16 protein-coding genes and 1 pseudogene are annotated in these 20,925 nt (G+C 71.6%); 7 read left to right on the plus strand and 10 right to left on the minus strand.

The features are described from left to right. Positions 1–73 precede the first annotated feature (73 nt). Complete coding sequence (locus ACZ6D7_RS07365) at positions 74–937, minus strand: helix-turn-helix domain-containing protein (protein WP_469484892.1); 864 nt, start codon at positions 935–937, stop codon at positions 74–76. A 264-nt stretch (positions 938–1,201) separates the two neighbouring features. Continuing rightward, positions 1,202–2,074 (minus strand): helix-turn-helix domain-containing protein, encoded by an 873-nt coding sequence (locus ACZ6D7_RS07370; protein WP_469484895.1) that lies wholly within the window; start codon positions 2,072–2,074, stop codon positions 1,202–1,204. A gap of 254 nt (positions 2,075–2,328) precedes the next feature. Here ACZ6D7_RS07370 and ACZ6D7_RS07375 point away from each other — a divergent pair, with 254 nt between their 5' ends. Both ACZ6D7_RS07375 and ACZ6D7_RS07380 read left to right on the plus strand, forming a co-directional pair. Continuing rightward, positions 2,329–2,634, plus strand: coding sequence for a 4a-hydroxytetrahydrobiopterin dehydratase (locus ACZ6D7_RS07375; RefSeq protein ID WP_469484898.1), 306 nt, complete (start codon positions 2,329–2,331; stop codon positions 2,632–2,634). 37 nt (positions 2,635–2,671) lie between these two features. After that, positions 2,672–3,418 (plus strand): class I SAM-dependent methyltransferase, encoded by a 747-nt coding sequence (locus tag ACZ6D7_RS07380; protein ID WP_469484901.1) that lies wholly within the window; start codon positions 2,672–2,674, stop codon positions 3,416–3,418. Here ACZ6D7_RS07380 and ACZ6D7_RS07385 read toward each other — a convergent pair. Together ACZ6D7_RS07385 and ACZ6D7_RS07390 are read right to left on the minus strand one after the other, a co-directional pair. Beyond that, positions 3,384–3,863, minus strand: a complete 480-nt coding sequence (locus tag ACZ6D7_RS07385; RefSeq protein ID WP_469484904.1) for a hypothetical protein — start codon at positions 3,861–3,863, stop codon at positions 3,384–3,386. The genes ACZ6D7_RS07380 and ACZ6D7_RS07385 overlap by 35 nt on opposite strands. Continuing rightward, positions 3,860–4,393 (minus strand): hypothetical protein, encoded by a 534-nt coding sequence (locus tag ACZ6D7_RS07390; protein ID WP_469484906.1) that lies wholly within the window; start codon positions 4,391–4,393, stop codon positions 3,860–3,862. The genes ACZ6D7_RS07385 and ACZ6D7_RS07390 overlap by 4 nt, the downstream gene beginning before the upstream one ends. A 39-nt stretch (positions 4,394–4,432) precedes the next feature. Between ACZ6D7_RS07390 and ACZ6D7_RS07395 the strand changes: the two genes are divergently transcribed. Further along, complete coding sequence (locus ACZ6D7_RS07395; RefSeq protein WP_469484909.1) at positions 4,433–5,389, plus strand: helix-turn-helix transcriptional regulator; 957 nt, start codon at positions 4,433–4,435, stop codon at positions 5,387–5,389. A gap of 262 nt (positions 5,390–5,651) precedes the next feature. On the opposite strand, the gene ACZ6D7_RS07400 is transcribed toward ACZ6D7_RS07395, so the two are convergent. From ACZ6D7_RS07400 to ACZ6D7_RS07410, 3 genes are all read right to left on the minus strand, one after another. Continuing rightward, complete coding sequence (locus ACZ6D7_RS07400; protein WP_469484912.1) at positions 5,652–5,945, minus strand: SCO0607 family lipoprotein; 294 nt, start codon at positions 5,943–5,945, stop codon at positions 5,652–5,654. A gap of 96 nt (positions 5,946–6,041) precedes the next feature. Continuing rightward, complete coding sequence (locus tag ACZ6D7_RS07405) at positions 6,042–8,714, minus strand: cellulose binding domain-containing protein (protein ID WP_469484915.1); 2,673 nt, start codon at positions 8,712–8,714, stop codon at positions 6,042–6,044. 150 nt (positions 8,715–8,864) lie between these two features. Then, positions 8,865–11,780 carry a glycoside hydrolase family 48 protein gene (locus ACZ6D7_RS07410; RefSeq protein ID WP_469484918.1) on the minus strand — a complete coding sequence of 972 codons (2,916 nt, stop codon included), beginning with the start codon at positions 11,778–11,780 and terminating at the stop codon, positions 8,865–8,867. A gap of 419 nt (positions 11,781–12,199) precedes the next feature. Between ACZ6D7_RS07410 and ACZ6D7_RS07415 the strand changes: the two are divergent. From ACZ6D7_RS07415 to ACZ6D7_RS07430, 4 genes and pseudogenes are all read left to right on the plus strand, one after another. After that, positions 12,200–12,946: pseudogene (locus ACZ6D7_RS07415) on the plus strand (cellulase family glycosylhydrolase); the annotation flags it as partial. A 142-nt stretch (positions 12,947–13,088) separates the two neighbouring features. Next, positions 13,089–14,813, plus strand: a complete 1,725-nt coding sequence (locus ACZ6D7_RS07420) for a glycoside hydrolase family 6 protein (protein WP_469484921.1) — start codon at positions 13,089–13,091, stop codon at positions 14,811–14,813. Between the two features lie 158 nt (positions 14,814–14,971). Then, the gene (locus ACZ6D7_RS07425; protein ID WP_469484924.1) at positions 14,972–15,937 is read left to right on the plus strand and encodes a class I SAM-dependent methyltransferase; all 966 of its coding nucleotides are present in this window, start codon (positions 14,972–14,974) and stop codon (positions 15,935–15,937) included. A gap of 75 nt (positions 15,938–16,012) precedes the next feature. Continuing rightward, positions 16,013–16,717: an SDR family oxidoreductase gene (locus ACZ6D7_RS07430; protein WP_469484927.1), complete on the plus strand. Its 705-nt coding sequence runs from the start codon at positions 16,013–16,015 to the stop codon at positions 16,715–16,717. Between the two features lie 79 nt (positions 16,718–16,796). On the opposite strand, the gene ACZ6D7_RS07435 is transcribed toward ACZ6D7_RS07430, so the two are convergent. From ACZ6D7_RS07435 to ACZ6D7_RS07445, 3 genes are all read right to left on the minus strand, one after another. Continuing rightward, a complete protein-coding gene (locus ACZ6D7_RS07435) occupies positions 16,797–17,633 on the minus strand; it encodes an aldo/keto reductase (RefSeq protein ID WP_469484930.1) in 837 nt (278 codons plus the stop codon). Positions 17,634–17,733: 100 nt separating this feature from the next. Then, entirely contained in the window at positions 17,734–19,560 is a 1,827-nt protein-coding gene (locus tag ACZ6D7_RS07440; protein ID WP_469484933.1) for an AMP-dependent synthetase/ligase, read from the minus strand. A gap of 318 nt (positions 19,561–19,878) precedes the next feature. Then, complete coding sequence (locus ACZ6D7_RS07445) at positions 19,879–20,796, minus strand: LysR substrate-binding domain-containing protein (protein ID WP_469484936.1); 918 nt, start codon at positions 20,794–20,796, stop codon at positions 19,879–19,881. Between the last annotated feature and the right edge of the window lie 129 nt (positions 20,797–20,925).

The raw sequence follows: 20,925 nt of genomic DNA on the forward strand, positions 1-20,925 counted from the left end.
GGACGCGGTGCGGGGCGGGACCTGGTGCGTGGGGTGAGGACGGGGCGGCGGACCTCGGAGATCCTCGCGGACCTCAGAGGCCTTCGCGGACCTCCCGCAGGATCTCCGTGGTGCGCTGGGCGGACGCGGCGTGCGTGGTCATGTGGTCGAGGACCTCCAGATGCGCGGAGACCTCCTTGCGCGAGTCGAGGTACAGGGCGCCGGTCAGATACTCGGTGACGACCATGTCGGGCAGCTCGGGCTCGGCGAACCGGAACAGCGAGAACGGCGCGGACGTGCCCGGGTGCGGACCGTCGGCGAACCGGGCGACCTGGAGCGTGATCCGGTCCCGCTCGGCCAGCTCCAGCATCCGGTCGAGCTGCGCGGCCATCACCCCGGGCTCCAGGCTCGCCGGGCGGCGCAGCACGGTCTCGTCCATCACCGCCCACAGATGGGGCGGGTCGGGGCCGTCCAGCAGCCGCTGCCGGGCCATGCGCAGCGACACGTGCCGCTCGATCGCCTCGGGGGTGGTCCGGCCGACCGTCCCGGCCTCCAGCACGGCGCGGGCGTAGTCCTCGGTCTGCAACAGGCCCGGCACGAAGTGCGGTTCGTAGGAGCGGATCAGCCGGGCCGCGCCCTCCAGGCTCACGTACAGGCTGAACCACTCCGGCAGCACGTCGTGGAACCGCTGCCACCAGCCGGGCCGGTTGGCGTCCTCGGCGAGCGTGACGAACGCGGCCGCCTCGCCCGCCGGTACGCCGTACGTGTCCAGCAGCACCTGCACGTACGGGATCTTCAGCGAGACCTCGGCCGTCTCCATGCGCCGGACCGTCGCGGGGGCCACCCGCAGGGCGCGGGCCGCCTCCTCGCGGCCCAGTCCTGCCGCCTCGCGCAGCTCCTGGAGCCGTCTGCCGAGAACCACCTGGCCCACCGTGGGCGCGGGCCGTCGTTCACTCACGCCACGTCTCCCCTACGTGTCGAAGCACGCGGGCCAGTGTGTCATGTTCCGGCTGTGCCCTCACCGGCACGGGAATGAGGTCCTCGCCACGTGCGGAGCGGAGCGTTCCGCCGGGTGCGGCCGCCCGCTCGCGGCCACGGGCATGACGTCGCAGGTAATCGACGGGCGGGCCCCGGGGGCGGGATCGTGGAGGCACCGGGTTCCGGGCCGGCGCACTCCGCTCCGGAACCCGGTCTTTTTACCGTCGCGTTTCCTGAGGGTGCGTCAATCGGTCAGTGAATGAAGGTATTTGACCGTCGCCGGGTCGGCCGGGAGGAACGTCTCGATGGCCAGCTCGGCGACCGTCACGTCCATCGGTGTGTTGAAGGTGGAGATCGACGAGACGAACGACAGGGTCCGGCCCCCGTGCTCGATGCGCAGCGGCAGCGCGAAGTGCGGGACGGGCTCGGCCGGTTCGTCCGCCGGCTCCTCGGGAACGGGGTACGCGGCGACCTCCTCGTACAGCCGGCGCAGCGGCGCCGAGCGGTGCAGGGCGATCTGCCGCTCCATCTGGTGCAGCAGATGGCCGCGCCACTCACGGAGGTTGAGGATGCGCGGCGCGAGCCCCTGGGGGTGCAGGGTCAGCCGCATGGCGTTGAGCGGCGGCGCCAGCAGGGACTCCGGGACGCCGTCCAGCAGCATCATGATCCCCTGGTTCGCCGCGACCACGTCGTACGTCGCGTCCACCACCAGCGCCGGGTACGGCTCGTAGCCCTGGATCAGCCGCTCCACCCCGGCCCGCAGCGCCTCCAGGGCCGGGTCGTCCAGCGGTGTCTCCGGGTAGTGCGGGGCGTACCCCGCGGCCAGGAGCAGCGCGTTGCGCTCCCGGACGGGGACGTCGAGGTGCTCGGCCAGCCGGAGCACCATCTCCTCGCTGGGCCGGGAGCGGCCCGTCTCGACGAAGCTGATGTGCCGGGCGGAGGAGTCGGCACGCAACGCCAGCTCCAGCTGACTGATCCGCCGCCGCTCCCGCCAGGCCCGCAGCAGCGGGCCGACACCCGGGCCGGCGGAGGCGGCGGAGGCGGCGGAGGCGGCGGAGACGGTGGGGGCGGCGGGGGCGGTGTGGGGGGCGTGCGTACCGGTCGCGACGGAGGCCATGCGTACGACCGTAGCCGAGCGGGATCTCGTACACCCCGGGCGGTCGAGAGGCATCGCGTGCACTACAAGCCCAGGGCGGCCCCGTGCGGCCCCGGACCCCGCCCGCGTGCGCCCGCGCCCCGCGCGCGGCGGGCCGCGGGCCGGGCTTCCGTGCGCCCCGTGCGCCGGGCCCCGCGGGCGATCTGACCAGGGCCGTCGCCGCCCACCTGTGGCACGCTGGACAGGTACGCGACACCCACGAAGGGAGTCCGGTCATGGCCGTGGAAGCGCTCTCGCACAAGGAGATCGAGGACCGCCTGTCCGAGCTGCCCGGCTGGTCCCTGGAGGGCGGCCGGCTCACCCGCTCCTACCGGCTGGATTCCCACTTCGCCGCGACCGCCCTGGTCGTCCATGTCGCGAGGATCCAGGAGGAGCTGAACCACCACGCCGAGATCACCCTCGGCTACCACACGGTCTCGCTCGCCGTGCACACCCACAGCGCGGGCGGTGCCGTCACCGACCTCGACGTCGGGCTCGCCCGTCGGGTGGAGGCGGCGGCGCCCGCCCACGGCGCGCGCTGACCCGCGGGGGGACAGGGGGAGCGGAGGGGGAGCGCGCGTGCTGGACTACGACAAGGAAGCCGAACGCTACGACGGCCTGCGTGGCGGCGAGCCCCGGGCGGCCGCCGCCGCGCAGGCCGTCCTCGGTCTGCTGCCGCCGGATGCCGGCCGACTGCTGGACGTCGCCTGCGGCACCGGCATCGTCACCCGGCGGCTCGCGGCCGGCCGGCCCGGCCTGCGGGTGACCGGCGTCGACCTGTCCCCGGCGATGGCCGGGCAGGCCGCCGCCCGGCTGCCCGGCACCATCGTGCGCGCCGACAGCCGCCGACTGCCCTTCCGCGGCGGTGGGTTCGACGCCGTCAGCAGTGTGTGGCTGCTGCATCTCGTCGAGGACGCCGGCGACGCACGGCGGATCGTCGCCGAGTGCGCCCGGGTGCTGCGGCCCGGCGGTGTCTACGTCACCACGGTCGACAAGGGCGCCTCGCACAACGTGGGAAGCGACATCGATGTCGTCCTCTCCTCCCGGCCCCGCCGGGCCGCGTCCGACGCGTCCGCCCTGGTCGAGGGGTACGCCGCCGACTGCGGGCTGCTCCCGGCCGGGCAGGCCCGCTTCCCCGGCCGGGGCCAGGGCCGCAGTCCACGCCGCGCGATCGCCGACCTGCGCCGGGGCTGGTTCGTCACCCTCCCGCCCGGCCACCCCCTCGCCGACGACTTCGCCGCCCGGCTCGCGGCCCTCCCCGATCAGGAACGCCCGCGCCCGGAACCGGAGTTCACCCTGCGCGCGTTCCGGAAGCCGGGCGGCTGAACGCCATGGTCCAGTTGGTCACCCAGATCCCTCCGCCGTCCACCGAGAACGCCTGCTCCCAGTGAGCGGCGCCGGGGGAGATCCCGGACCACACGAAACGCACCCGCACGTCCTTCCCGTCATAGGTGTCGTCGCCGTGGAAGAGCCCCCGCCCGCCCTCGAAGCGCCCCATGACCGGCGGAAACAGTGTTCCCGTGGTGCTGGACGACCAGTTCAGCGACCAGGTGCGGCTCGCCGGGTCGAACAGCCGCAGCGTCAGCCCCTTCGAGCCCAGGTGCGGCATGTCGATCTCGTCGAGGTTCGCGGCCCCGTCGAACAGCGGCAGACAGCGGGTGGTGGCGGGAAACTCCTCCCACGCGCCGGCGGGGTCGAGGAAATCGGTGCGGCGGCGGTTGTGGACATGCCACTCGCCGTGCAGGAAGTCGAAGTCGTGCGGGCTGCTCATGCGCGGTCTCCCGTGGTTCCGTCGGGCAGGGTGTCGGCCACGTAGGCCTGAAGGTCGGGTACGTCGGTGGAGAGCACGTGGCGGACCCACGCGTCCCGTTCGTGCAGGACGGGTGGCAGTTCCCAGACGCAGCCGATCCACGGCAGGTCGTGGCGGACGAAACGCGTGGGGTCGAGGTCGGGACAGCCCAGCACCGGCTGGCCCGCCGCCGCGCCCCGGAAGTGCAGCACGTTGTCCCACACCCAGCTGTACGCGTTGAGGTAGGCGCCGGTGTCCCCGCCCCGGTGCAGCACGACGAACGTGGCCGGCGGGGTGTCGTCCGGCTCCGGCAGCAGCTCGGGCAGGATCGCGTACGCCGCCCGTTCCACCTCGGGCGCGATGCCCGCCGGGTCGGCGGTGACGTGGTAGCGCTTGATCCACCGCCCCGCCACCTGGATCGGCGGCGGCACGGTCAGCAGCTTCTCCTGGAAAGCCGTGGAGGCCGTGGAGGCTGTGGAAGCCGCGGAGTTCGTGGAGGTCGTGGAGGTCATGGCGGGACGCTAGGCCTGCTCCACTGACATCCTGTGTCAGTGAAGTCCAGCCGACTCGTGTCGATCCTGTTGCTGCTCCAGACCCGGGGCCGGATGACCGCCGCCCAGCTCGCCGGGGAACTGGAGGTCTCGGTGCGCACGGTCTACCGGGACGTCGAGGCGCTGGCCGCCGCGGGCGTCCCGCTGTACGGCGACGCCGGGCACGCCGGCGGCTATCGGCTCCTCGACGGCTACCGCACCCGTCTCACCGGCCTGACCACGGCCGAGGCCGAGGCCCTCTTCCTCGCCGGGGCGCCGGGACCCGCCGCCGACCTGGGCCTCGGCCCGGTGCTGGCGGCCGCCCGGCTGAAGGTCCGGGCCGCGCTGCCGGCGCCGCTGCGGGAGCACGCCGACCGGATCAGCGGCCGCTTCCATCTCGACGCGCCGGGCTGGTACGCGGACGCCGACGAGGTGCCGCATCTGCCGGCGGTCGCCGACGCCGTGTGGAACAACCGCGTTCTGGATGTTTCCTACCGCCGCTGGCGCGAGCCCACCGATGTGCGCCGCCGCCTCGAACCGTACGGCCTGGTCCTCAAGGCGGGCCGCTGGTACGTCGTCGCCGGGCCCGGCCCGCGTACCTACCGCGTCGACCAGATCCTCGAACTCACCGTCACCGAAGCCGAGTTCACCCGCCCGGGCGACTTCGACCTGGCCGCCCACTGGAGTGCCCATCAGCGCGACTTCCACCAGCGCCTCCACACGGCACAGGCGGTGGTGCGGCTGGCGCCGGGCGTGACGCTCGGACGCCCGGTGACGGTCGAGGGGCCGGCGGACGCGGACGGCTGGGTGCGGGCCACGGTCCCCATCGAGTCCGTGGACCACGCCCATGGCGAGTTCCTGCGCCTCGGCACCGGCGTCGAGGTCCTGGAACCCGCCGAGCTGCGCCGGCGCATCGCCCGTACGGTGGCGGAGTTGGCCGAAAGATACGGCAACGTGGCCGAAGCCGGCGGCGACTGAGGGGCGGAACCCGTCCGTCCTCTCTGGAGGTTCGTCCCGTGCAGCACCCGCACCCGCACCGGCCCCCGCACGCGCACCGCCGCCGCCGAGCCCTCCTCGCGGCGGCGACCGCGGCGACCGCCCTCGTCGCCGCCGGGCTGACCGCCCTCGGCACCGGCAAGGCCGAGGCCGCCACCGCCCGCCAGGTCGAGGCCCTCGACCGGGGCGTGGTCAGCGTCCACACCGACAGCGGCAACCTGGTCGGCTGGCGCTGGTGCGCCGCTCACACCTCGGGCGCCGCGACGATCCGGCCGTTCTCGTCGAGGGTCCGGGTCCGCCAGTACTCGTACCACTCGTCGCCGACGTGCTCGGGGACCTTGCCTTGCGGATAGCGGGCCCAGCCCTGCGCCGGCTCCCGGCCGTCGTCGACGCAGTCGGATCCGGCGTCGTTCACGGCCAGCACCGGGTACTGGCCGCCGGCGCAGACGGCGTCCTGCTGCAGGGAACAGCCGGTCGTCAGGGCGGCGGTCAGACCGGCCAGGGCGAGGAGCGGCAGCAGGCGGGGGCGGCTGGTCATACGCACGGGTGACTCCCTGTCGTCGGTGTGTGCGACCAGCCTGCGCGACAGGAGAGCACCTCCTCATGAGTAGGCGTACTCAACCGTCCTGGGTGATCAGACGACCGTGCAGCTCTGATCACCCAGCTTGAACGCGGTCGGTTCCGTGTTCGATCCCGACCAGCTGCCCGTGAACCCGAAGCTCACGGACGACCCGGCCGCCACGTTCCCGTTCCAGCCGACGTTCTTCGCCGTCACCGCCGCGCCCGACTGGGTGAAGTCGGCGTTCCACAGCTGCGAGACCGTCTGCCCGTCGGCGAAGGACCAGCCGAGACTCCAGCCGGACCAGGCGCTCGTGCCCGTGTTGGCGAGCTTCACGTCCGCCTGGAAGCCGCCCGACCACTGGTTGGTGACGGTGTACGTCACGGCACAGGCACCGGTCGGGGTGGGATCGGTGGGGTCCGTGGGGTCGGTCCCCCCGCCTCCGCCCCCGCTGGTGTCGGAGGTGTCGCCGTAGACGACCCCCCGCCCGTTGGTGGCGATGTACACGCGGCCGTACACCCTCGGGTCACCGGTGATGGCCGCGCCCGTCCAGCCCCACTGGTGGGCGTCGTCGTTGATCCGGGTCCAGGTCGCGCCCTTGTCGGTCGAGCGGAAGACGCCACGCACGCCGGCGATCTTCGCGCTGGTGTAGAGCGTCTGGTACGAGGCGCCGGCCGCCGCCTTGCCGAAGCCGATGGTGTCGGCCTGCTCGACCGTCGACAGCCGGGTGAAGGTCGCGCCGGAGTCGGTGGAGTGCCACAGCCCGTACGCCCCGTCGCTCGCGCCGCCCGCAAGCCAGATGTCGCCCTTGGTGCCGGGCAGCGCCTTGAAGCGCACGCTGTCCCCGCTGGGCAGGCCGGTCGCCGAGGACGCCGTGAAGGTCGCCCCGCCGTCCGAACTGACGTAGAACTTCCCGGACTTGAAGCCGTAGAAGGTCTTCGGGTCGACGCGGTCCGACTCGACGGTCGCACCGGCCGGGATGCCGCTCGACGCCGCCCAGGACGAGCCGAAACCGGTCGTGTACTGCACGCCGGTGCCCGCCGGGCTCCACACGAACCGGCTGCCGTCCGCCGCCGCGGCGACCGTCCCGCCGCCGCTGACGCCCGAAGGGTCCGTCCCCGCGAACCAGTTGGTGCCGTTGTCCGTCGAGAACGCCACATGCGGGCCCGCGTCCAGATCGCCCACGCGGACCACCGTGTTCGGGTTGGTCTCGGCGTAGTCCAGGCTGGTGGTCGTCGTGAAGTTCGGCGAGGTGAACATCATCGACGGCACCTTGGTGAGGTCCGTGTGGCGGAAGCCGCCGATGTCACCGAGCGCGCTCAGCAGCGGCGCCCCGGTCGGGGGCGAGGCGAGGTCGTTGACCGCCGTCTCCTCCAGCCCCTGCACCATCGGCCTGATGGTGAACTGGCCGCCGCTGTCCCAGTTGGCGAGGTTCTCGGTGCCGTAGATCGTCGCGCCCGTTCCGTACATCATCCGGCTGGAGTTGAACGGGTCGATCTCCAACGCCTCGGTCATCCAGCCGAGTTTGGGGGTCTGCTCGGGCGGCGACGGGTTCGCGCCCCAGGTCAGCCAGGGCGACGAGGAGACGTCCATCGTGTACCGGTTGGCGCGGTTGGGGTACGAGGTGTAGTCCCACGCCTTCGTCCAGGTGCCGCCGCTGTCCGTGGAGCGGAAGATCTGGGTGTCCGGCCACCAGGAGCTGTAGGCGGTGGCCATGACCGTGCCGGGTTTCTGCCGGTCGAGGGTCAGCCCGGCGAAGCCGTAGTAGGTGTCGGCCTCCGCCACCGGGCTGATGTCCGTCCAGGTGCCGGTCGCCGTCGCGTACCGGAACAGCCGGCCCTTGCCGCCGTCGTACGGACCGCCCTTGTCGCTGTAGGCGAGATAGAGGTGGCCGTCGACCGTGTCCAGGACGCCCTTGTGCGCCAGGTATCCGGTGGGCTGTCCGGCCAGCCGCGACCAGGTCGCGCCCGCGTCCGTCGAGCGGTACACCGCGTTGTCCTTGTCCGCGACCCCGACGTAGATCGTCCTCGTCGCCGTGCCGGAGGTACCGGTCGACTCGTCGAAGGTGACCCAGACGATGCCCTGGTTGTCGGACGCGTATCCGCTGGTGTCGCTCGGATCCTGCACGTAGTTCCCGACGTTGGGGAAGTTCGTCACCTGCGAGAAGGTGACGCCCGAGTCCGTCGACCGCCACAGGCCCTTGCCGCTGGGCGCGCCCAGGTACACCACGCTGTTGCGGTTCGGGTCGACGGCGAGCCGCTCGCCCATGCCCCGGCCGGGCATGTTGCCGCCGAGCTTGAACGGCAGGTCCGTCCTCTGCCAGCTCGCGCCCCGGTCACCGGATCTGAGCACGGCCCCGTTCCCGGGATCCCAGCTGTTGGTGTACGTGCCGACCGCCGCGTACACCTTGTTCGGGTCGACGGAGTCGGAGGCCAGGCTCACCACGCCCGTGTGCCCCCAGTTCGCCCAGCCGACCGAGTCCAGCAGCGGCGTCCAGGTCTTGCCCGACTCCTGCCAGCGGTAGGCGCCGCCGATGTCGGTGCGCGCGTAGGCGAGGTTCTTCTCCTTGCGGTTGAAGACGATGCCCGGCACGAATCCACCGCCGTCGATCCGGGCGTTCTTCCAGGTGTACGACTCTGCCGCCAGCGTCGTCTTCGGGGTGCCGTCCGCGGCCAGCGCGGGCGGGCTGCCCGCGATCAGGCCGGCGGCGAGCGCCAGTACGGCCGTGAGGATGCGGGTTCTTCGCACGGTGGGGTCCTTCCTCGCGAAGCCATGTGTGCGGGGGGAGAGGGAAGGTGCGAGAGGTGCGGGACGTGCGACGACCGGGCGGCCCCCATGCGGGAAGGGCCGCCCGGCGCGGTACGCGGAGCCGGGCCCGGCCGACGGGCCCAGCGGGGACTACTCGAGCAGCTCCGCGTACGAGCCCATGGCCAGGGCGATGTCCGCCTGGGCCCAGAACCGGTGGTACGTGAACACGGGCGCGGCACCGCCCGCGAGATAGCTCTCGATCTTCGACCAGGCCGGGTCGTCCTCGTAGAACGAGCGGATCGAGTCGAAGGTCGACGACGCGTTGACCGGGTCGCCGTTCGGCATGGTGCCGCTCCAGCCGCTCGGGACGTAGACCGAGTCGTCGAAGCGGTTGTAGTCGGCACGGGTCTCCGGGACGGCGATGCCCAGGCTGTCCTGGTGGTGGCTCCACATGCCGTCGAGGAGCGCCTTGGCGGTCGTCGCCGCCCGGGTGTCACCGGAGCGGTCCGCGTAGTACGTCAGGGTCTTGGCGTACGCGGCGGCCACGCCGACGTCGTCGGTGTAGTCGGCGACGGTGACGTGAAGTCCCGTGTTCGCGCCGGGGCTTGACGCGTTCCAGGTGTCGGGCTGACCCGACCACTGGAGCGTGGAGGGGATCCGGTAGGTGCCGTCGGGGTTGACCGTGGTCTTGGACAGCGCCCAGTCCACCCACTTGTCGAGGACCGCCTTGGCCTGCGCGTTCCCCGTCTGCTGGTAGTACTCGGCGACCCGCTCCATCGACCACGCCTGGAAGCCGAACCACTGGTTGGACGGCGGGTCGTGGTAGACGGGCTGCTGGTCGTAGTACATGCCGTAGAAGGTCGGCTTCCCGGCCGGCGGAGTCGCGTAGCGGCCCGCCCAGCTGTTGGTCGCCCCGCCCGCGATGGCACCCTCGTCGGACTGGAGCCAGCGGTAGAACTCCAGCTGCCGGGTCAGCGACTTCGCCCAGTCCGCCTGTCCGGTCGCCGACTTGGGCTTCAGGTCGGCGTAGGAGCTGAGCGCGTAGGCGGCCAGCGGGTTCTGGTAGCCGCCGTGCGCGTGGCTGGAGCCGATCCGCCAGGCCCAGCCGGCGCTGGTGTCGGTGGCGCCGCCCCAGGCGTAGTACCAGGACATCAGATAGTGCGAGGCGTCCTTGCCGGTGCCGGCCGCGCACGCGGTCGGACCGACACAGTTGCCGATCTTCTTGAAGTACTTGTCGTACATCGAGTAGCGCAGGTAGTCGCCCATCTTCGCGGCCTTGCCCACGGTCGCGGCGACGTCACCGCCCTTGCCCTGCTGCTCGGCCCAGACGTCCGCCCAGTACGCGGCCTGCACGGCCCGTGCGTCGGCGTCCGGGGCGTTGGTGAACTTCCACTGCTTGGCGTAGGACGCGTCGCCGGTGAACAGGTCCAGATACCCGTTCGTGCCGCCGTACCTGAAGGCGTCGCAGGTCGGCTGCGGCACCGTCTCCCACACCGACTCCTGCGCGCCCCGCTGGAAGGTGTTGATGTACGACGGGCCGGTGTCGCTCGGGCCGGCCTCGCACTTGCCGGGGGAGTTGCCGTAGCCGTAGACGTTGTCGACGTCCTGGAGCCAGTGCATGCCGTACACGTCGTCCGTGCCGTACGCGGACTTCAGCTCCGCCGCGATCGGGTCGGGGCCGACCGAGACCCCGGTGTCGAGCCGTGCCGGGTACTCGTTCGGAGTGTCCAGCTCCGGCGCGTAGGTGGCCGGCTTCGACGCGTTGTAGAAGGAGTTGGTCGGCTGGTCGGCGTGGGTGGGGATCATGTACTTCTCCATGAGGTCCCACGCGCCGTTGAACTTGGTCCAGTCGCCCGTGATCTTGCCGTACATGGCCTGGAGCCAGAGCAGGTAGCTGTACGCCTCCGACGTGGTCTCGTGGCCGTGGTCCGGCGCCTCGACGATCAGCGTCTCGACCGAGTGGTACGGGATGCCCTCGGGGGAGAAGTAGCCGTTCGCCGGGTTGGTGATCTTGCCGTAGAGGTCCAGGAACCGGGCGTCGTACACCTTGGCGCCGGCGATCTGGGTGACCGTGACCGAGGCCTTCGCGTGCCCGGTCGCCGTCGACTCGAAGGTGGCCGCGCCCGTGCCGGAGGCGTTGGCGGTGACGGTCACCGTCTGCGCGGTGTTCCAGTTCGACGGGGTGAAGGTGAGGGACGCCCCGCCGGTCACCGTGAGGCCGGTGTTGCCGCCGGTGCGGGCGGTCGTCACGGTCACGTTGGCCGACGGCTGGGTGGACAGGCGCAGCTGGTAGCTGCCCGTCTTGCCCTGCTGCACGGCCAGCTGGGTGGCGGAGGCGACGACCGCCGGTCCCGAGGCGACCGTGATGCCGACCGGCGTCGAGGACGCCGACGCGCCCAGGCTGTCGTACGCCTTCGCCACCAGGGAGTGGCTGCCCGCGGTGAGCCCGGTGGCCGACAGGGTGAACGGCGCGCCGGTGTCCGTGCCCAGCAGGGTCGTGTCGTCGTAGAACTCGACCTTGGTGATCGTCGCGCTGTCGGCGGCCGCGGCGGTCGCCGCGAGCGGCACCGCGTCCCCCTGCGTGTAGACGGCGCCCGCGGCCGGGCTGGTCAGCACGGCGACCGGCGGCTGGTGTGCGCCGACGCAGGTGGTGCCGTTGACGGCGAAGCTCGTGGGGGCGGCGTTGGCGCCACTGTAGGTGAACTGCGCGCCCGTGCTCACCGCCGCGCCCGCGGCGATCGTCCCGTTGTAGGTGGCGTTGTTCACCGTGATCTGCTGACCGGACTGCGACCAGGTCCCGTTCCAGCCGTTCGTCAGCTTCTGGTTGCCCGCGTAGGAATACGTCAGGGCCCAGCCGCTGATCGGGTCCGTCCCGCGGTTGGTGAGGGTGAGGTCCGCGGTGAAACCGGACCCCCAGTCATTGGTCCGGTAGTCGACGCTGCACTGCAGCGCCGCCGCCTGGGCGGGGGTCGACGTGGCGCTCAGCATGGCCAGGGGGAGCGCGAGGGCCGCCACGACGGCGGTCCACAGGCGCCGCGCCCCGCGGCGTCCGCGTACGGGATCCATGGTGCTGGTTCCTCCTTGCGGCTCGGGGAGTGGGGGGAGGAGCAACAAGCCTTGAACCAGTGGGAGCGCTCCCATAGTGGGGACGGGGGTGAGGGCGGTCAAGGTGCTTGAAGAGTCGAAAAGATTCGACGTGCGTTGTTGAGGGAAAGTCAGCAACTCCCCTGTTCTTTGCCAGCACTTGGCGCTAACTTCGAGACACCAGTGGGAGCGATTCCATCAGTCGACGCGTCCGTCACGACGCGCTGAGCTGCAAGGAGTCGCTCATGCGACATCCCCCTCGTTCAGTGCTTTTAGCCGTGGCCGGCCTGCTCGCCCTCGGGACGGGCGTGACGTGGCCGGTCATGGCGGCGCAGGGAGCCACGCCCGCGTGCACGGTGGAGTACGCCGTCACCGGCCAGTGGGACACCGGCTTCCAGGGCGCCGTGACGCTGGTCGCCCGGGTCGAGGCGCACGGCATGACACCGGTCGTCGAACTGCACTGGTCCTGGGGGCAGTACACCGGCAACTCGGCCGGCTGTTCCGACGTGCACGCGAGCTGCCAGAAGCCGATGCCGAACATGCAGTACACACCGGCGTTCTGGACCTCGGTGGCGAACACCTTCAAGGACGACCGGGCTGTCGTGTTCGACCTGTTCAACGAGCCCTACCCGGACCGCGCCACCGCCACGGCCGCCCAGGCCTGGCAGTGCTGGCGGGACGGCGGCAGCTGCCCCGGCATCGGCTATGAGGTCGCCGGGATGCAGGACCTCGTGGACGCCGTCCGGGCCACCGGCGCGCGCAACGTGATCCTGGCCGGCGGACTCGCGTACTCCAACGACCTGAGCCAGTGGCTCACATACCGGCCCACCGACCCGGCCGGCAATCTCGGTGCCGCCTGGCACGTCTACAACTTCAACTCCTGTGTGGGCGAGAGCTGCTGGAACTCCACGCTCGCCCCGGTCGCCGCCCAGGTGCCGCTCGTGGCGGGGGAGATCGGGGAGAACACCTGCGCGCACGGGTTCGTCGACCAGGTCATGCGCTGGTTCGACGACCGCGCGCTGTCGTACCTGGGCTGGACCTGGAACACCTGGGACTGCTCCTCGGGCCCGGCCCTGATCTCCGGCTACGACGGCACACCCACCGCGTTCGGCATCGGGCTGCGCGACCGTCTGCGCGCCCTCGACGGACAGGCGCCACCGCCGACCGACCGGGCGGACAACACCCGCAACGCACAGCATCCGCAACGCACAGCATCCGCAACGCACAACACCCGCAACGCACAACACCCGCAACGCACAACACCCGCAACGGACAAGGAAACCCGCACTCATGAGCCGTAGCAGAACACCGATACTCGCCGCGCTGGCGCTGGTCGCCGGCGCCTCCGGGACCGCGCTGGCGGTGGTCCCCGGCGACCCGGGCATCGCCGCCATCCCGTGCACCGTCGACTACCAGGTGCAGAACCAGTGGAGCACCGGCTTCACCGCCAACGTCACCGTGACCAACCTCTCGGCCGCGAAGACCAGTTGGTCGGTGAAGTGGGCGTACGCCGGCAACCAGCAGATCACCAACGGCTGGAACGCGAAGATCAGCCAGTCCGGCACGGCCGTCACCGCCAACAACGAGTCCTACAACGGGACGCTGGCGAACGGCGGTTCGGTCAGCTTCGGGTTCCAGGCCTCCTACAGCGGCACCAACGCGCTGCCGACGACGTTCACGCTCGACGGCGTGACGTGCAACGTCGACAGCGGCACCGGCGGACCCACCGACCCAGGCCCGACCGACCCGGGCACCCCCTCCACCCGGGTCGACAACCCGTACTCCGGCGCCAAGGTGTACGTGAACCCGGAGTGGTCCGCGAAGGCCGCCGCCGAGCCGGGCGGCAGCCGGATCTCCAACCAGCCCACCGGTGTCTGGCTGGACCGGATCGCCGCCATCGAGGGCGTGGGCAGCGGTATGGGCCTGCGCGACCACCTCGACGCCGCCCTCGCCCAGAAGGGCAGCGGTGAGGAAGTGGTCCAGCTGGTCGTCTACGACCTGCCCGGACGCGACTGCTCGGCCCTCGCCTCCAACGGTGAGCTGGGCCCGACGGAGATCGACCGCTACAAGACGCAGTTCATCGACCCGATCGCGGCGATCCTCGCCGACAGCAAGTACGCCTCGCTGCGGATCGTCACCACGATCGAGATCGACTCGCTGCCCAACCTGGTCACCAACACGGGCAGCCGGCCCACCGCCACCGCGGCCTGCGACACGATGAAGGCCAACGGCAACTACGTGAAGGGTGTCGGCTACGCGCTGAACAAGCTCGGCGCGATCCCCAACATCTACAACTACATCGACGCCGGTCACCACGGCTGGCTCGGCTGGGACGACAACTTCGCCCCGTCCGCCCAGCTCTTCCACCAGGCCGCCACGGCCGAGGGTGCGACCGTCGACGACGTGCACGGGTTCATCACCAACACGGCGAACTACAGCGCCCTGAAGGAGAACAACTTCACCATCAACGACTCGGTGGCCGGCAAGTCGGTCCGTGAGTCGAAGTGGGTGGACTGGAACCGGTACGTCGACGAGCTGTCGTACGCCCAGGCCTTCCGCGGCCAGCTGGTCACGGCAGGCTTCCGGTCGACCATCGGCATGCTGATCGACACCTCCCGCAACGGCTGGGGCGGCACCGCCCGGCCCACCGGACCGGGCGCCACGACCAGCGTCGACACCTATGTCGAGGGCGGCCGCTACGACCGCCGGATCCACATCGGCAACTGGTGCAACCAGTCCGGAGCCGGTCTCGGCGAGCGCCCGCAGGCCGCCCCGGCCACCGGGATCGACGCCTATGTGTGGATGAAGCCGCCGGGCGAGTCGGACGGCTCCAGCTCCGCCATCCCGAACGACGAGGGCAAGGGCTTCGACCGGATGTGCGACCCGACGTACACGGGCAACCCGCGCAACGGCAACAACCTGTCGGGTGCCCTGGCCAATGCCCCGCTGTCCGGGCACTGGTTCTCGGCGCAGTTCCAGCAGCTGATGCAGAACGCCTACCCGCCGCTGCCGTAGCGGGTTGCGCCGCCGGGGCCCGGCCCTCCCGGGTCGGTCCCCGGCGGATCGCGTTTTTGCCGTGGGGGAGGGAGTATTTTGCCGTCCCGGCAACAGGAGTGGCCCTCGTCCGGTGCGTCGGCGCACGCTGTCGGCACACCGAGCGAGAGGCTGACCCCATGGCGCACGACCCGCACCCGCACGCACACGACGACGCCCCCGGCCACGGCCACGGTGACGGCCCTGGTCACGGCCAAGGCCAAGGGCAGGGCCACAGCCACAGCCACGGGCACGGCCACGACACCGACATCGACTGGGCCGAGATGGCCCAGCATCTCGAAGCCCAGGCCGAACTGTTCACCCCCCTGTACGAGCGGGCCCTGACCTGGCTCGCCAAGGAGGTCACCGAGCCGGGACTGATCGTCGACGTGGGCAGCGGGCCCGGTGTCGTCTCCTGTCTGTTCGCCGAGACCTTCCCCGGCGCCCGGGTGCTGGCCGTCGACGGCTCCGAGCCGCTGCTCCAGCGGGCCGATGAGCGGGCCGCCCGGCTCGGGTACACCGACCGCTTCGGCACCCTCGCCGGTGATCTGCCCGGTGTGCTCGGCGAGCTGGACTACCCGGCCGACCTGCTCTGGGCCGGGCACAGCCTGCACCACCTGGGCGACCAGCGGACCGCCCTCGCCGCCTTCGCGGAGCGGCTGGCCCCCGGCGGCACGCTGGCGATCATGGAGGGCGGTCTGCCGTCCCGGTTCCTGCCGCGCGACCTCGGCATCGGCCGCCCCGGCCTGGAGGCCCGGCTCGACGCCCTGGAGGCCGAGTGGTTCGCGCGGATGCGCGCCGACCTGCCCGGCACGGTCGACGAGGTCGAGGACTGGCCGGCCCTGCTCGCCGCCGCCGGACTGCGGCACGCCCGCAGCCGCAGCTTCCTGCTCGACCTGCCCGCCCCCGCCTCCGACCGGGCCCGCGCCTATGTCGCCGCGTCGCTGTCCCGGCTGCGGGACGGCTTCGGCGACGTCATGGACCCCGAGGACCGCGCCACGCTGGACCGGCTGCTCGACCCGGCGGACCCGGCGGGCGTCAACCGCAGGGCGGACCTCTTCGTGCTGGCGGCGCACACCGTCCACACCGCGGTGAAGTCCGTCTAGAACAAGGTGACTTGACTTCGAGAGCGCTCCAAGTGATGGACTCCCGCCGTCCACGCAACACCATGGGGGTACATCATGAGCAGCAACTCTCCGGTCGCACTGATCACCGGCGGCGGCAGCGGTATCGGCGCCGCCGTCGCGCGCCGGCTGCTGGACGACGGGTACCGGGTCACCGTCACGGGCCGGGGGGAGGAGCGGCTGCGCGCCTTCGCCGCGGACCTCGGTGACCCGGAGGGCCTGCTGACGCTGGCCGGCAGCACGGCCGAGTACACGGACGTGCGGCGGGCGGTGGAGGTCACGCTGAAGGAGTTCGGCCGGATCGACACCGTGGTCGCCAACGCCGGCACCGCCACCCACGACTCCGTCGCGGAGGGCGACCCGGCCGGCTGGACCGACATGGTGCTGACCAACGTCCTCGGCCCCGCCCTCCTCGTCCGGGCGTCCATCGACGCCCTCAAGGAGACCCGGGGCCGGATCGTGCTGGTCGGCAGCGTCGCGGGGTTCGTGCCCACGCCCGGCAACCTCTACGGCGCCACCAAGTGGGCGGTCACCGGGCTCGCGGAGAACACCCGCCGCCAGGTCACCGAGTGGGGCGTCGGCGTGACCCTGATCGCGCCCGGCCGCGTGGAGACGCCGTTCTGGGACAGCTACGGCAGCCTGCCGCCCGGCCATCTCCTCACCGCCGACCAGATCGCCGACTCGGTCGTCTGGGCGATCCGCCAGCCCGACGGCGTCGACGTCAACACCGTCGTCGTACGGCCGATCGGGCAGCCCAACTGACGCGCACCGGACGAGGACGGGGGCGTGACCCGACGGTCACGCCCCCGCTCTGTCCGTCCGGTCCGTCCGGTCCGTCCGGTCAGCCCATGTCGAAGGTGCCCGGGTCCGGGCCGATGCGCCGGTCCTCGTTGAGCGCGCTGATCGCAGCCAGGTCCTCGGTGTCCAGGCTGAAGTCGAAGACGTCGATGTTCTCCTGGATCCGCGACGGCGTCACGGACTTCGGGATCACCACGTTGCCCAGCTGGAGGTGCCAGCGCAGCACGACCTGGGCCGGGGTGCGGTTGTGCTTCTGGGCGATGGCCACGATCGCCGGGACCTCCAGGAGGCCCTTGCCCTGGCCGAGCGGGGACCAGGCCTCGGTGGCGATGCCCTGCTCCGCGTGCAGCTCGCGCAGGGCGTGCTGCTGGAGGTGCGGGTGCAGCTCGATCTGGTTGACCGCCGGGATGACCGACGTCTGCTCGATCAGCCGCCGGAGGTGCTCGGGGAGGAAGTTGGAGACACCGATGGCCTTGACCCGGCCGTCGGAGTACAGCTTCTCGAACGCCTTGTACGTGTCCACGTACTTCTCGCGCGCCGGGAGCGGCCAGTGGATCAGGTACAGGTCGAGGTAGTCCAGGCCCAGCTTCTCCAGCGAGGTGTCGAAGGCGCGGAGCGTGGCGTCGTACCCCTGGTCGCTGTTCCAGAGCTTGGTGGTGACGAAGATGTCCTGGCGGGGCACGCCGGAGGCGTTGATGGCCTTGCCGGTGCCCTCCTCGTTGCCGTAGATCGCCGCTGTGTCGATGCTGCGGTACCCGGCCTCCAACGCGGTGGAGACCGCCCGCTCCGCCTCGTCGTCCGGCACCTGCCAGACACCGAAGCCCAGCTGGGGCATCTCGACGCCGTTGTTGAGGATGATCGGGGGGACCTTGCTGCTCACGAGCTCTTGATCCTTCGGTTGGCCGTCAAAGTGGTACTGCCATCGTCAACGATCACGGCCCGTGATGCATTCCTGACCCCGGAATTCGTACCCCAGAGCCTCACGTGCGGTACAAGGCGTCCACTTCGTCCGCGTAGGCGTTCTCGATGGCCTTGCGCTTGAGCTTCAGCGACGGGGTCAGCAGGCCGTGCTCCTCGGTGAAGGGCTGGGCGAGGATGCGGAAGGTGCGGATGGACTCGGCCTGGGAGACCAGCGTGTTCGCGGCCACCACGGCCCGGCGCACCTCCGTCTCCAGGTCCGCGTCCCGCACCAGCTCGGCCGGGGGCAGCGGCGGCTTGCCGCGCATCTGGAGCCAGTGCTCGACGGCCTCCGGGTCGAGGGTGATCAGGGCGGCGACGAACGGCCGGTCGTTGCCGACGAGGATGCACTGGTTGACCAGCGGATGGTCGCGCACCCGCTCCTCCAGCAGCCCCGGCGAGACGCTCTTGCCGCCGGAGGTGACGAGGATCTCCTTCTTGCGGCCGGTGATGGTGAGGTAGCCGTCCTCGTCGAGGGCGCCCAGGTCGCCGGTGGCCAGCCAGCCGTCGTGCAGGGTCTCGTCGGTGGCCTTGGGGTTGTTCAGATAGCCCTGGAAGACGTTGTCGCCGTGCAGCCAGATCTCACCGTCGTCCGCGATGTGCACGGTCATGCCCGGAATGGGCTGCCCGACGGTGCCGTAGCGGGTGCGGCCGGGCGGATTGGCGGTCGCGGCCGCCGTCGACTCGGTCAGGCCGTACCCCTCGTAGATCTGCACGCCCGCGCCCGCGAAGAACAGGCCCAGCCGGCGGTCCATCGCCGAGCCGCCCGACATGGCGTGCCGGACCCGGCCGCCCATCGCCGCGCGCACCTTGGAGTAGACGACCTTGTCGAAGAACTGGTGCTGCATCCGCAGCCCCGCCGACGGGCCGGGCCCGATGCCCCACGCCTTCGCCTCCACCGCGTCCGCGTAGGCCACGGCCACCTCGACCGCCTTCTCGAACGGCCCCGACCTGCCCTCCCGCTCCGCCTTGCGGCGGGCCGCGTTGAACACCTTCTCGAAGATGTACGGCACGGCCAGGAAGAACGTCGGCCGGAACGCGGCCAGGTCGGGCAGCAGGGCGGCCGCGTGCAGCTGGGGCTGGTGGCCGAAGCGGACCTTGCCGCGGACCGCGGCGATCTGCACCATCCGTCCGAAGACGTGCGCGAGCGGCAGGAACAGCAGGGTCGCCGCCTCGTCGCCCTTCTTGGAGTGGAACACCGGCTCCCAGCGGTCGATGACGGTGTCCGCCTCGAACATGAAGTTGCCGTGCGAGATCACGCACCCCTTGGGGCGGCCGGTCGTGCCCGAGGTGTAGATGACGGTGGCGACCGAGTCGGGGGTGACGGCCTCCCGGTGCCGGTGCACCACCTCGTCCTCGATGGCCGCGCCCGCGTCGTACAGCTGCTGCACACAGCCGGAGTCCAGCTGCCACAGCCGGCGCAGCCGGGGGAGGCGGTCGATGACGGTGGCGATCGTCATCGCGTGGTCCTCGTGCTCCACGATGGCGGCCGTGCACTCGGCGTCGTACAGCATCCAGAAGCACTGTTCGGCCGAGGACGTCGGGTAGACGGGCACGACCTGGGCGCCGATCGTCCACAGCGCGAAGTCGAACAGGGTCCACTCGTAGCGGGTGCGGGACATCAGGGCGACCCGGTCGCCGAAGCGGACGCCCTGGGCGAGCAGGCCCTTGGCGAGGGCGAGGACCTCGTCGCGGAACTCGGCCGAGGTCACGTCCCGCCACTCGCCGCGCTCGTCCTTGCGGCCGAGCGCCACGTGCAGCGGGTCCTCCTGGGCGTGCTGGAAGACCACGTCGGCCAGACCGCCGACCGGCGGTGCCAACGCCAACGGAGGGTTGGTGAACTCGCGCAAACCCGCACCCCGCATCTCATAGCTGCACAGCGCCGTGAAAGCTACCCCACCCTCGGGCGGGGCGGGAGGGGGGCGGAAAGCGAGCGATGCTCTCGTCTGCGCTGGTCAGTGCCGGAAAATGGGGCCACATGGGGAAGGGTCGGACAGGAAACTGACGGATGAGTAAGTTTCGGTGCCGTAATCTCCACCGAATCTGCCCGACCCGCTTACGCCCCCCCCGACGGCCCGGCGGCGGCCACGGGCGGGGCGCCCGCCGACGGCCCGGACCGCTCACCGGTCGGGGCCACGGGCGGGGCGCCCGCCGAGGGCCCGGACCGCTCACCGGTCGGTCCCCCGGCCGGTCTCTCGGGCGGTCCCTCGCGCACCGGCCGGCCCCCGTCGGTGCAGCCGGTCGCCGCCCGCCAGGATGGCCGCCGCCAGCGCGTCCGCGGCGCCCTGGGCGGAGGCCTGCCGCCGGCCGTGCACCAGCACGAAGTCCACCTGGCCCAGCTCCGGCAGCCCCGCCCGCTCCTGGACCCGGACCAGACCCGGCGGGACGAAGCCCCGGGAGTGGGCCATCACGCCCAGCCCCGCGCGGGCGGCCGCGATCAGCCCGTTGAGGCTGCCGCTGGTGCAGACGATCCGCCACGCCCGTCCCTGCCGCTCCAGCGCCTCCAGGGCCAGTGCGCGTGTGATGCCGGGCGGCGGGAAGACGATGAGCGGGACCGGGCGCTCGGGGTCCAGGCGCAGCCGCTCCGCGCCGATCCACACCAGCTCGTCGTGCCACACCAGCTCGCCGCGCGGGTCCTCGGGGCGCCGCTTGGCCAGCACCAGGTCCAGCTTCCCGGCGGCCAGCTGCTCGTGCAGCGTCCCGGACAGCTCCACCGTCAGCTCCAGGTCGACCTCGGGATGGTCGTACCGGAAGCCTTCCAGGATCTCCGGCAGCCGGGTCAGCACGAAGTCCTCGGACGCGCCGAAGCGCAGCCGTCCGCGCAGCCGGGTGCCGGTGAAGAACGCCGCCGCCTGCTCGTGCACCTCCAGGATCCGGCGCGCGAAGCCGAGCATCGCCTCGCCGTCCTCGGTCAGCTCCACCGAGTGCGTGTCCCGGCTGAACAGGGTCCGCCCGGTGGCGTCCTCCAGCCGCCGTACGTGCTGGCTGACGGTGGACTGGCGCAGCCCGAGCCGCCGGGCGGCCTGGGTGAAGCTCAGCGTCTGCGCCACCGCGAGGAACGTCCGCAGATGGGAGGGCTCGTACATACCGGCCACCGTACCCCTGGTGATCGCGATTCGTGATGACAGTCAGAACGGTATGCCGGATTCCCGATCACGGGCCCGAGGAGGACGATGGAGAGGGGCCCTCCGGCCCCCGACGCAACGCCTTCCCAC

This window comes from Streptomyces sp. NPDC041784 (assembly GCF_055591025.1).